The sequence below is a fragment of the Streptomyces sp. ISL-10 genome (genome assembly GCF_018614575.1).
Taxonomy (GTDB): Bacteria; Actinomycetota; Actinomycetes; order Streptomycetales; family Streptomycetaceae; genus Streptomyces.
Window position 1 is genome coordinate 139,860 of the sequence record NZ_JAGGOJ010000014.1, and the last position, 11,820, is coordinate 151,679.

The window sequence follows — 11,820 nt, forward strand, 5'->3', positions numbered from 1 at the left end:
CCAGCTCCTGGTTCCCTTGCGGCGACGTCCGCCTCGTTCAGCTCTGGTGCGACTCGTAGTGGGCGACCGCGTCGGCGGTGCGGCCCGCGCCGTACACCCGGAGGAACTCTGCCAGTTCGGGGTGGGTGGGGGCGAGGGAGTCCGCCGCATCGATGATGTCGCCCGCTGCCGCCACCGAGCGCAGCAGCGACTGGATCTCCCGCACGACACGGCGCACGGTCGGCCCTCCGGAGGTACCGGCGGACTGGCTGGTGCCGGTGAGGACGGAGCCGCCCTGCGACTTCTTGATCTCCTCCATCCGGTTCGTGGCCTCCACGGCGCTCACGCTGCCGTCGGCCACCTGGCTCGCCAGCTCCTGCAGTGCCTGGACGCGCTGGACGACAGCGGGATTGCCGATCTTGGCGCGCTGGCCGCTCATCAGCTGGGACAGCATCGGAGCCGACAGACCCAGCACACCCGCGAGCCTCGCCTGGTTCAGCCCGAGGTCGTCGATGAGCCTGCGGAACAGCGCACCCAGCGGCTCCCCGTACCAGCTGCGCTGCAGTTCCCGGGCTCTTGCGGTCGTCTCCTGCTGCGCTGCGTCCATTGCGTCTCCCCATCGCTTCCCCAAGCGGCTTCGCTGCTGCGAACCTCGTGGTGCATCCTACGGAGCGTGGTCGTCGACCGGGAGTCCCATCGGGAGTCCCAATCCTTTTGTGGAATCCCGGGGGTGACCCGGTACTCTGGTGCGCGGCGGTGACCGAGGAGCGTGTCTGTTCGGTCGCGGTCACCCTTCCCGGGGCCTTAGCTCAGTTGGTAGAGCGCTGTCTTTGCATGGCAGATGTCAGGGGTTCGACTCCCCTAGGCTCCACAACGACGGATACTCCCCTGACCTGCGGCGATACGCAGGGCAGGGGAGTTTTTCGTGGGCCGTTGCCTCGCTGTGCGGGGGAGGGCAGCGCATTCGACCGGTCACTGGCGGACGCACCGGGACGGCCGAAAGGGCCGGGCCGAGTTCGCTCGCCGCACCGGGTCGGCCCGGCCACCGTCCGCCGGGGACTGCGCCGTCCGACGGACGCCTCGGTGCTCACCTTCCGCGGCGAAACCGATATGGCCTCGCCGCTCCACCGCCGCTCCACCGCCCCGCCGGAGTCCGGTCCGACCCCTGGCCTGCGCGGCGCCGGGCCGGCGATCCCCTGGCCCCGGCGCCCGGAGACAGGGCGTAAAGACACGCGCCTACACGACCGCCGCCCACCGCGCATCCCGTGTGCTGCCTGCCCACGGCGACCCGGGTTGGGCCATCCGGGTGGTGTTCATCCGAAGAACTGCGCGGGAACGGCGTCGCTCCCACACTCCTCGAGATGCGTACACATCATGAGAAAGGTATGTAAAGCGCTCAACCCGAAAGCGAGGGGTCATGGCCGCCTTCAAGGTCAGGAATCTGTGGACCGCGTTCGTCACCGCGTTCTTCGCACTGCTTGCCTCGGTGGGGCTCACCACCGCCACTGCCGCCGCTGCCACGTCGCAGCCCGCCGCACAGACGCCCGACGAGCCCGTGAAGGCCCGTCCGCAGGCGTCCGGCGCGGTACTGCCGGCGCAGAGCAGGAGGGCGGCCCCGACACGCTGGCTGCCCACGGCACGGGACCGGTCGCTGCCGCCGACGATGAAGCAGCGCATCGGCGCCGAGGCACACGGCGCCTCCCCGGCCACCCGGCAGCTGTCCGCTGTCGAAGCCGACGCCGCCGACATGACCGAGGCCGACTCTGCGGACGCCGTCCCCGCCGCCTCGTCCACCCTCAGCACGGCACCCGTCGCGGCCGCCGCGCCCGGTTCACAGCGAATGGCGGTAACGGCGCGCGCCGCACGCCCCACGGCCGGTGCCCCGGCTGCCGCTCCCGTTCGCACGGCGTACGCCGTAGCGGCGTGAGGCGCCGGGAGCGTCCTTCTCTCCCGGCGCCATCACCCTTGAGGACGGATTGCGGTCAGCGACCCTCGTCGCGGTCCCCGGTCTCCGCCTCGTCCTGCTTCACCTGGACCTCGGGATCGAGATCGGCCTTGGTGCTGCCGTCGACGGACGCCAGCGGAGCCCGGTCGGAGACCTCCGTGGCGGCGGGCGGTTCCACCAGCCAGTCGGGGTTCGCCTGCTTGTCCCACCACTTCCAGGCGGCGAAGGCGCCGCCGGCCAGTACGCCGATCACCGCAACACCCTTGAAGACACGTCCGGCCCTCGAGCGCCGTTCGTGCTTCCTCACAAGCTTCTGGATCTCCTTCGCCGTCACCTGTCCGCGCAGCGCGGCCAGAGCGGCTGCGGAACGGGCCGCGGCCTCCTCCCGTACGGGCTGGGCGACGGCCATCGCGTGGCCGACACGCGGAACGGTGTAGTCAGCCGCCTGACGAGCCGCCTTGCGTGCCTGAACGGCAGCGCGGTGCGCGGCCTTGTCGACCTTGGGCGGCACATGCGGCGCCACGTACACGCCGTACTGAACACGGGCCTGCGTAGCGGCCTTCGAGACTTTCGGCGCGAGCCGTACGCGGGCATCGCGCGCATAGTGCGCGGCCTGGTCCTTGGCCGTGCCGGCGTAGGGCGCCACCACTTCCGCGGCGTGCCGCACGCTGTCCTTCGCCGTACCGCTCGCGGCGCGCACGCTTTCCATGCGGGTCACGGGATCCTCCTCCTCGGTGGCGTTCTGGGGGACTGGGGTTTATCCCCAGTTGGGCACAGTTCCGCCTTTCCACCCGATTGAAAATCATGCCTGTTGAGCGCTCCCCCGGCACGCGGGGCGGGCATCCGGGTCATGTCGGGCCCATGCGAACGACCCTGCCACTTCTCTCCGCAGAGCGCACCGGCGCGACGGCCACCCGGTCGCTTTTCCGTGTACGTGGTCCTGCCGTGCGAGGATCGGGCGACGTCAGAGAAGACTTACGGAAGGCAGACCGTGGCCGAGCAGCTTTACGCCACCCTGAAGACCAACCAAGGCGACATCGAGATCCGGCTTCTGCCGAACCACGCGCCCAAGACGGTGAAAAACTTCGTCGAGCTCGCGACCGGCGAGCGCGAATGGGTCCACCCGGCCACCGGCGAGAGGTCCACGGACAAGCTGTACGACGGCACCGTCTTCCACCGTGTGATCAGCGGTTTCATGATCCAGGGCGGCGACCCGCTGGGCAACGGCACCGGCGGCCCGGGCTACGAGTTCGCCGACGAGTTCCACCCGGAGCTGTCCTTCGACAGGCCGTATCTGCTGGCCATGGCCAACGCCGGCCCCGGCACCAACGGCTCGCAGTTCTTCATCACCGTGTCGCCGACCGCGTGGCTGACACGCAAGCACACCATCTTCGGCGAGGTCGCGACCGACGCCGGCAAGAAGGTCGTGGACGCCATCATCGCCACCCCGACCAACCCGCGCACCGACCGCCCGCTCAACGACGTCGTCATCGAGTCGGTCGTCGTGGAGAAGCGCGAGGGCTGATCCCGCGGGATTCCCGTACGGGAACCTTTTCGCCCTGGCCGTCCGTAAGGATGGACAGGGCGATGTCGCGCGAGCCCGGAAGGACGAGGGGACCTCATGGACCAGGCGCCAGGCAGTCCGCAGGAGCCGCAGGACACCCATGGCCTGCCGGTCTGCTACCGGCATGCGGGCCGTGAGACGGGCATTCGCTGCACCCGCTGCGAGCGGCCGATCTGCACGGACTGCATGATCAGCGCGTCGGTCGGCTTCCAGTGCCCGGACTGCGTGCGCACCGGCTCGGGCACGGGGCACGCCCCGGACGCGAGCAGGCCGCGGACGATCGCGGGCGGGACGGTGGTGGCGGACCCGCGGCTGGTGACGAAGGTGCTGCTGGCGATCAACCTCGCGGTGTTCGTCGTGGGGCTTGCGCTGGGGGAGCAGTTCATCCATCGGTTCACGCTGATCGGCGGCGCGCTCGACCCCGTTCTGGGCGAGCCGGTGGGGGTGGCTGCCGATGACGAGTGGTACCGCCTGCTGACCTCGGTGTTCCTGCACCAGGAGATGTGGCACATCTTCTTCAACATGCTCCTGCTGTGGTGGCTCGGCGGTCCGTTGGAGCAAGCGCTGGGACGCGCGCGTTTCCTTGCGCTCTATCTGATCTCCGGGCTCGCCGGCAGTGCGCTGACCTATCTCATCGCCGAGCCCAACGCGGGCTCCCTCGGCGCCTCCGGCGCCATCTACGGGCTGTTCGGGGCCACCATCGTCCTGATGCGCCGGATGCGCTACGACATGCGCCCCATCCTCGCGCTGCTGGCGATCAACCTCGTGATCACCTTCGTGGCGCCGGGCATCGCCTGGCAGGCCCACGTCGGCGGTCTCGTCGCCGGCGCAGCCATCGCCTACGGCCTCGTCCACGCCCCGCAGGGCAAGCGGCGCACCCTGGTGCAGTTCGGTACGTGTGCGCTCGTCCTGCTGGTCTCCGTCGGGATCGCACTGGTGCGGACCGCCGCGCTCACATGACCTGGAGCGGCACCTTTCCCCAAAGTTGTCCACAGCGTGTGTCGGATCTTGTGCACGCCGTGGGGAACAAGCGTGCCCCTCGTCACTGACCTGGGGATTCCAGGTCAGTGACGAGGGGCCGTTCGCTTCACCGGCATGGCCGAAGCAATCACATCGGCGTCAACGCCCGGAGAGTTATCCACAGATCGTCTGACCTTTTCCCCTGCTGTGGACAACCATGTGGATAACCTCAGGGCAGAGCTTGACGGCCGACGGCGCGGACGCTACTTCCACTGGGTGGAGACGCCGAAGCCCGCGGCGATGAACCCGAAGCCCGCGACGATGTTCCAGTTGCCGAAGCTCTGGATCGGCAGATCGCCCTCGGTCACGTAGAAGAGAACGATCCAGGCGAGTCCGATCAGGAACAGCGCGAGCATCACCGGGGCGACCCAGCTGCGACTGGTGAGCTTGATGTTCGTGGTCTGCTTCGAGGCCGGCGGCGGCGTGAAGTCGGCCTTCTTGCGGATACGTGACTTCGGCACGAGGGACTCTCCTGTCGATGCGCTTGCGTGACCGCGCAGGTAACTGTGGCTGGCGCCGGGGCCGGCGCGAGGGGGACCACTGCTTCCCCCGGGCGTCCGTTAGCGTAGTGCTTCCGCGGTGCTGAAGGAGATAAGGGTACGTTGAGCAATTCTGCCGACTCTCCACAAGGGCCGGTTCGCCGCAGCGAGTGGCGGCCTGTCCGGCTGCTCACGGCTGCCGTCTTCGCCCTCGCCGGTGTGATCTTCGTGACCAGCTTCAACGCCGCCAAAGGCACGGATCTGCGCACCGACGACTCTCTGTTGAAGCTCTCCGACCTGATCAGGCAGCGCAGCGCGGACAACGGCGACCTCGAGGAGTCCACCGCCGCCGTACGCGAGGACGTCGACGCCCTCGCCCAGCGCGACAACGGCGCGACGAAGGCGGAGGACGCCGAGCTCAAGGCCCTGGAGGCGTCCGCGGGCACCGAGAAGCTGAGCGGCAAGGCCGTGAGCGTCACCCTCGACGACGCCCCGCCGAACGCACAGGCCGCCCCCGGCTATCCCGAGCCCCAGGCCAACGACCTGGTCATCCACCAGCAGGACCTGCAGGCCGTGGTCAACGCGCTGTGGCAGGGCGGGGCGAAGGGGATCAGGGTCATGGACCAGCGGCTGATCTCCACCAGCGCCGTACGGTGCGTGGGCAACACGCTGATCCTCCAGGGCCGCGTCTACTCCCCTCCCTACAAGATCACCGCTGTCGGTGACCAGGAAGCCCTCAAGAAGGCGCTGGCCAAATCCCCCGCGATCCGGAACTACCAGCTGTACGTGGAGGCCTACGGCCTCGGCTGGAAAGTGGACGAGGACGAGCGGGTGACTCTTCCCGGCTACTCGGGCACAGTGGATCTCCACTACGCGAAGCCCGCCGGGTAGCCCTCGGCCCCCGGGGGTGCCGCCCGGTCGGTGGAGCCTGGGGGTGCACGTGAGGGTGCGGCTGCTCGTACGGACCTTCAGCGAACTGTGCATCACCGCGGGCACCATGATCGTGCTGTTCGTCGTGTACGTGCTGTTCTGGACCGGTATCGAGGCCGAGGGCGCGACGGACGGACAGATCGACCGGCTGAGGGAGAGCTGGGCCGAGGCGCCCGTGGCGAGGCCCGCGCCCCGCCCCACGCGGCCGCCCGCCCCCACGGCGTACGAACCCGGGAAGCCGTTCGCGGTCATGTACATTCCCCGCTTCGGGAAGGCCTGGGACTGGCCGGTCCTCGAGGGCACGGGCCCGGGGGTCCTCAAGAAGGGTCTCGGGCACTACGCCGGCACCGCGGCTCTGGGCGAGCAGGGCAACTTCGCGGTCGCCGGCCACCGCCGCACGTACGGCGACCCCTTCAAGGACGTGCCGCGGCTGCGGGCCGGGGACGCCGTCGTGCTGACGGACGGGACGACCTGGTTCACCTACCGGATCGTGCGAACGCCGTACCGCACGCTCCCCACCGACGTCGGCGTCATCGCCCCCGTGCCCGATCCGGCCGAGGCGGGTGCGGCGGGACTGGACGGGCCGGGCCGCTATCTGACGCTGACCACGTGCGAGCCGGAGTGGGGCAGCAGCCACCGGCTCGTCGTCTGGGCCCACCTCGATACGACGCAGCCTGTGACCGACGGCAAACCGCGAGCTTTCCACAGCTGACCCACCCCCGCCCTCGCCGCCCTTTAGTCTGGTGCCGTACCGAACGGAAAGGGACGGCATGTACGGCTGGATCTGGCGGCATCTGCCGGGGAACGCATGGGTGCGGGCGCTCATCTCGCTCGTGCTGGTCCTGGCGGTCGTCTACGTGCTGTTCCAGTACGTCTTCCCGTGGGCGGAGCCGCTGCTCCCGTTCAACGATGTGACGGTCGACGGAGAGGGGACGGCCCGATGAGCGCACGCATCCTCGTCGTCGACAACTACGACAGCTTCGTCTTCAACCTCGTGCAGTACCTGTACCAGCTGGGTGCCGAGTGCGAAGTGGTGCGCAACGACGAGGTGTCCCTGGAGCACGCGCAGGACGGCTTCGACGGCGTGCTGCTCTCCCCCGGCCCCGGCGCGCCCGAACAGGCCGGTGTCTGCATCGACATGGTGCGCCACTGCGCGTCCACCGGCGTGCCCGTCTTCGGCGTCTGCCTGGGCATGCAGTCGATGGCGGTCGCGTACGGCGGTGTGGTCGACCGCGCGCCCGAGCTGCTGCACGGCAAGACCTCCCTGGTCTCCCACGAGGGCAAGGGTGTCTTCGCCGGGCTGCCGTCGCCCTTCACGGCGACGCGCTACCACTCGCTGGCCGCCGAGCCCGCGGAGCTGCCGGCCGAGCTGGAGGTGACCGCGCGTACGGCCGACGGCATCATCATGGGCCTGCGCCACCGTGAACTGCCCGTCGAGGGCGTGCAGTTCCACCCCGAGTCGGTTCTGACCGAGCACGGGCATCTGATGCTCGCCAACTGGTTGGAGCAGTGCGGCGACGCCGGAGCCGTGGGGCGTTCGGCAGGGCTCGCACCGGTGGTGGGCAAGGCACTGGCGTGAGCGCCGTGCGCCCCGGGCATGAGCAGGAGCACGGGCGGCAGTTCGGCGGCGGGGGAGAGCTCGGCTACGACCCGTTGACGGACCCCCTGCCACCGGGCGAGCACGCTTCCCCGCGGTTCCGCGCGTCGGACATCGCTGCCGGGCAGGAGGAGCAGCCCCCGCCCTCCCCGCCGTATACGGAGCCGCTGCCCGGGGATCCGGTCGACTGGTACGACCGGGAGGGGTACCGGCAGGACTGGTACGGCCAGGAGCCCGCGGGCGAGCCGGAACCGGAATCCGGCCGCCTGCCGTCGGATGCCCCGGTGGCCCCGGTGGCCCCGGTGGCCCCGGTGGCCCCGGTGGCCCCGGTGGCCCCGCGGCAGGGCCGGCACCGGAGCGAGCAGGCCGGGGCGCGGACGACCGTCTTCGATTCACCGGTGCCCGATACACCGGCTGCCGAGGCGGAGGCACCCGTTACGCAGGCGTCAGGGCCCGCCGGGCCCCCCACCGTCCTCGTGCCCGACGACGAGACGGTGGCGCTGCGCACGTCCGACACGCGCCGCGCGGCCGAGGTGTCGCCGGGGCCCGGCCGGGCCGAGCGGCGCAGGGCGGCGAAGGGAAAGGGCCGCAGACGTTCCGCTCCCGAGGCGGCGAAGACGCCCGCAGAGCCGGCGAAACCGATGTCCAGGGTCGAGGCCCGGCGTGCGGCCAAGGCGGCGAAGGACAGCCCGGCGGTCATTGCCAGTCGCGCGATCGGCGAGCTGTTCATCACCTTCGGTGTGTTGATGCTGCTGTTCGTCACCTATCAGCTGTGGTGGACGAATGTGCTGGCGGGACAGCAGGCCGACAAGGCGGCGAACAAGATCCAGGACGACTGGGCCAACGGACGCAAGCCCGATGCCTTCGAACCGGGTCAGGGCTTCGCCATCATGTACATCCCCAAACTGGACGTCGTCGTCCCCATCGCCGAAGGCATCGACAAGCACGGCGTGCTGGACCGCGGCATGGTGGGCCACTACAGCGAGGGCAAGCTCAAGACCGCGATGCCCCAGGACAAGCAGGGCAACTTCGCGGTCGCCGGCCACCGCAACACCCACGGCGAACCATTCCGCTACATCAATCACCTGGAGCCCGGCGACCCCATCGTCGTCGAGACGCAGGACACCTACTACACGTACGAGATGGCGAGCATCCTGCCGCAGACCTCGCCGTCGAACGTCGGCGTGATCGGCCCCGTGCCGCCCGGCTCCGGTTTCACCCGGCCCGGCCGGTACATCACGCTGACGACCTGCACGCCCGAATTCACCAGCACCTTCCGCATGATCGTGTGGGGCAAGATGGTCGAGGAACGGCCGCGCAGCAAGGGCAAACCCGACGCACTCGTCGGCTGATGACGTCGGCCGAGACACTTCAGGACAGGAACAGGTGCAGTGGCACGTGCACGAGGCCGGATCGCCGGCGCCATCAGCGTCTTCGGCGAGCTGCTGATCACCACGGGCGTGGTGCTGGGGCTCTTCGTCGTCTACTCGTTGTGGTGGACGAACGTCCTCGCCGACCGCGAGGCCTCCGCACAGGGCGACCGGATGCGCGACGGCTGGTCGCACAGCGGCCCAGGTGAGCTGGACACCAAGGACGGCATCGGGTTCCTGCACGTACCCGCCATGAACAACGGCGAGGTGCTGGTCAAGAAGGGCACGGAGACCGATGCCCTCAACGACGGCGTCGCCGGCTACTACACCGAACCGATCAAGTCCGCGCTCCCGTGGGACGACAAGGGCAACTTCACGCTGGCGGCGCACCGCGACGGCCACGGCGCCAAGTTCCACAACATCCACAGGCTGCGCGCCGGCGATCCGATCGTCTTCGAGACGAAGGGCACCTGGTACATCTACAAGGTCTACGAGACGCTCCCGAAGACCTCGAAGTACAACGTGGACGTGCTGCAGCCGGTCCCGGAGGAGTCGGGCAAGAAGAAGGCGGGCCGCTACATCACGCTGACGACGTGCACGCCGGTCTACACGTCCGACTACCGGTACATCGTCTGGGGCGAGCTGGAGCGGACGGAGAAGGTGGACGCGCAGCGGACGCCGCCGGCGGAGCTGCGCTAGCCGGTCCGGCGGTCTTCGACGGTCCGGCGGCGTTGGACCGCCCGGCCCGGACGGGCCTCACGGCATGGGAAAGCCCCGGCACCCTCTGGAGGGTGCCGGGGCTTTCCGCCGGTCTCAGGTCAGGAAGGCCGGTCAGGAAGACCGTTCCGACAGGGCCTCAGTCGCCGTCGTTGCCGCCGATGAAGCCGCCGCCGTCACCGCCGTTGCCGCCGTTGTTGCCGCCGTCCCCGCCGATTGTCTGGAGGGTGACGGGGGTGGTTGCGGGGTCGGCCGGCGTGCCCGGCGGCGGGTTGGACGCGACCACGACGGCGTTGTCGTCCGGGCTGCTGCCCGGAGCGAACTGAACGCTCGTGAATCCGGCCTGCGCCAGCATCTGCTTGGCCTCGCCGACCCGCTTCCCCACGATCCCGGGCACCGGGACCTGGGTCTGCTGCGGGCCCTTGGAGACCTGGAGCGTCACCTTCGAGCCCTTGGCCACCAGACCCGGCTGCGGGTCCTGGGCGACGACCTGGTTCGCCGGTTCGTTGGAGTCGACGTCGGCACGGACCACCTCGAACCCGGCCAGCTCAAGCTGCACCTTCGCGGCGTCGAACTGGCGGCCCACCACGTTCGGCAGGTTCTCCTTGGCCTGCTTGGCGACCGTCAGGGTGACCTCGGCGCCCTTCTCGGCCATGCTCCGGCCGGGCGGGTTCTGCTCCAGGACCGTCCCGGGGTCCTCCTCGGCCGACTCGACCTCCTTGACGTCGACCTTGAAGCCGTCCTCCTCCAGGAGCTCGGTCGCCGACTCGACGTCCTTGTCGACGACGTCGGGGACCTTCACCTTGGGCGCGCCGTCCGAGACGACCACGGTGACGACGCTGCCCTCGGGAATCTCGCCGGACTGGGGATTCTGGCTGCAGATCCTGCCCTTGGGCTGGTCGCAGCGCTGGGTACCGGATTCCTGGACCTCGACCTTGGCGTTCTCGCCGCGATTTTTCGCCTCGTCCAGTGTCATTCCCACCAGCTGGGGGACGGGCACGTTGTTGGCGCCGCCGCTGTCGCCGAAGATTGACCGGCCGATCAGAACCGCGCCGATCAGGACCAGGATGCCCGCGACGACCAGCAGGATCGTCGAGGTGCTCGACTTCTTCTGGCGTCTGCGGTCCGGGCGGTCGTCGTAACCGCCGTAGCCGCCGTCGTCCGGGTTCACCGGGGGCAACATCGAGGTCTGGCCGGCCGGGTCGGCCTGGCGCAGCGCCGTCGTCGGCTGGTCGTCGGGGCCGTAGCCGCCGCCGTAGCCGACCGCGCCCATCGCCGCAGTCGCCGCGACCGGCTGGCCGTCGAGGCACGCCTCGATGTCGGCACGCATCTCGTCGGCCGACTGGTAGCGGTAGTCCGGATCCTTGACCAGGGCCTTCAACACGATCGCGTCCATCTCGGGCGTGATCTCGGGGTCGAAGTTGCTGGGCGGCTGCGGTTCTTCCCGTACGTGCTGGTACGCCACGGCCACCGGGGAGTCGCCCACGAACGGCGGGCGCACGGTGAGGAGCTCGTAGAGGAGGCAGCCGGTGGAGTACAGGTCGGAGCGGGCGTCGACCTGCTCGCCCTTCGCCTGCTCCGGAGAGAGGTACTGCGCGGTGCCGATGACGGCAGCGGTCTGCGTCATGGTCATGCCGGAGTCGCCCATCGCGCGGGCGATGCCGAAGTCCATGACCTTGACCTGGCCGGTGCGCGTCAGCATGACGTTCGCCGGCTTGATGTCGCGGTGGACGATGCCGTTGCGGTGCGAGTACTCGAGGGCCTGGAGGATGCCGATCGTCATCTCCAGGGTGCGCTCGGGCAGCAGCTTGCGGCCCGAGTGCAGCAGCTCGCGCAGGGTGGACCCGTCGACGTACTCCATGACGATGTACGGGATCGACACCCCGGCGCCCCCGCCGGAGGCGTTGTCGTACACCATGTCCTCGCCGGTGTCGTAGACAGCGACGATCGCCGGGTGGTTGAGCGAGGCGGCCGACTGGGCCTCACGGCGGAACCGGGCCTGGAAGGACGGGTCGCGGGCCAGGTCGGCCCGCAGCGTCTTCACGGCGACGGTACGGCCGAGCCGGGTGTCGTGGGCGAGGTAGACCTCGGCCATGCCACCACGGCCGAGCACCGAGCCCAGTTCGTACCGGCCGCCGAGGCGACGCGGCTCTTCCATAACCTTCCAGCCCTCTCCGTCAGTCCCGACCGCACCCGTGTGTGGTCCGCCGGTGTGCTGT

The 11,820-nt window shown here is 69.7% G+C and carries 12 protein-coding genes, 1 tRNA gene and 1 pseudogene; 10 read left to right on the forward strand and 4 right to left on the reverse strand.

The window, feature by feature from the left end:
• Positions 1-37: 37 nt before the first annotated feature.
• On the reverse strand, positions 38-586 hold the full coding sequence (locus tag J7E88_RS18535) for a DNA-binding protein (RefSeq protein WP_215182426.1): 549 nt from the start codon (positions 584-586) through the stop codon (positions 38-40).
• A gap of 191 nt (positions 587-777) precedes the next feature.
• Here J7E88_RS18535 and J7E88_RS18540 point away from each other — a divergent pair.
• A tRNA-Ala gene (locus tag J7E88_RS18540) sits at positions 778-850 on the forward strand.
• Positions 851-1,396: 546 nt separating this feature from the next.
• Positions 1,397-1,723, forward strand: a pseudogene (locus J7E88_RS18545) (DUF6344 domain-containing protein); the annotation flags it as partial.
• Positions 1,724-1,961: 238 nt separating this feature from the next.
• On the opposite strand, the gene J7E88_RS18550 reads toward J7E88_RS18545, so the two are convergent.
• Entirely contained in the window at positions 1,962-2,642 is a 681-nt protein-coding gene (locus J7E88_RS18550) for a DUF5324 family protein (protein ID WP_215182428.1), read from the reverse strand.
• A gap of 273 nt (positions 2,643-2,915) precedes the next feature.
• On the opposite strand from J7E88_RS18550, the gene J7E88_RS18555 reads away from it, so the two are divergent.
• Together J7E88_RS18555 and J7E88_RS18560 are read left to right on the forward strand one after the other, a co-directional pair.
• Entirely contained in the window at positions 2,916-3,449 is a 534-nt protein-coding gene (locus tag J7E88_RS18555; RefSeq protein ID WP_215182429.1) for a peptidylprolyl isomerase, read from the forward strand.
• A gap of 96 nt (positions 3,450-3,545) precedes the next feature.
• The gene (locus J7E88_RS18560) at positions 3,546-4,448 is read left to right on the forward strand and encodes a rhomboid family intramembrane serine protease (protein WP_215182431.1); all 903 of its coding nucleotides are present in this window, start codon (positions 3,546-3,548) and stop codon (positions 4,446-4,448) included.
• 263 nt (positions 4,449-4,711) lie between these two features.
• Here J7E88_RS18560 and crgA read toward each other — a convergent pair whose 3' ends face one another.
• On the reverse strand, positions 4,712-4,969 hold the full coding sequence (crgA, locus tag J7E88_RS18565) for a cell division protein CrgA (protein ID WP_215182433.1): 258 nt from the start codon (positions 4,967-4,969) through the stop codon (positions 4,712-4,714).
• Between the two features lie 141 nt (positions 4,970-5,110).
• Between crgA and J7E88_RS18570 the strand changes: the two genes are divergently transcribed.
• The 6 genes from J7E88_RS18570 to J7E88_RS18595 all read left to right on the forward strand — a co-directional run bounded on the left by J7E88_RS18570 (position 5,111) and on the right by J7E88_RS18595 (position 9,583).
• Complete coding sequence (locus tag J7E88_RS18570) at positions 5,111-5,878, forward strand: DUF881 domain-containing protein (RefSeq protein WP_215182435.1); 768 nt, start codon at positions 5,111-5,113, stop codon at positions 5,876-5,878.
• 49 nt (positions 5,879-5,927) lie between these two features.
• On the forward strand, positions 5,928-6,629 hold the full coding sequence (locus tag J7E88_RS18575) for a class E sortase (protein ID WP_215182562.1): 702 nt from the start codon (positions 5,928-5,930) through the stop codon (positions 6,627-6,629).
• Between the two features lie 31 nt (positions 6,630-6,660).
• Entirely contained in the window at positions 6,661-6,861 is a 201-nt protein-coding gene (locus tag J7E88_RS18580) for a hypothetical protein (protein WP_215182577.1), read from the forward strand.
• Entirely contained in the window at positions 6,858-7,496 is a 639-nt protein-coding gene (locus J7E88_RS18585; protein WP_215182437.1) for an aminodeoxychorismate/anthranilate synthase component II, read from the forward strand. The genes J7E88_RS18580 and J7E88_RS18585 overlap by 4 nt, the downstream gene beginning before the upstream one ends.
• A gap of 86 nt (positions 7,497-7,582) precedes the next feature.
• The gene (locus J7E88_RS18590; protein WP_374196294.1) at positions 7,583-8,866 is read left to right on the forward strand and encodes a class E sortase; all 1,284 of its coding nucleotides are present in this window, start codon (positions 7,583-7,585) and stop codon (positions 8,864-8,866) included.
• Positions 8,867-8,905: 39 nt separating this feature from the next.
• The gene (locus J7E88_RS18595) at positions 8,906-9,583 is read left to right on the forward strand and encodes a class E sortase (RefSeq protein WP_215182442.1); all 678 of its coding nucleotides are present in this window, start codon (positions 8,906-8,908) and stop codon (positions 9,581-9,583) included.
• 157 nt (positions 9,584-9,740) lie between these two features.
• Here the strand turns inward: J7E88_RS18595 and pknB are convergent, their stop codons facing one another.
• Positions 9,741-11,759, reverse strand: coding sequence for a Stk1 family PASTA domain-containing Ser/Thr kinase (gene pknB, locus J7E88_RS18600; protein ID WP_215182444.1), 2,019 nt, complete (start codon positions 11,757-11,759; stop codon positions 9,741-9,743).
• Positions 11,760-11,820: the final 61 nt, after the last annotated feature.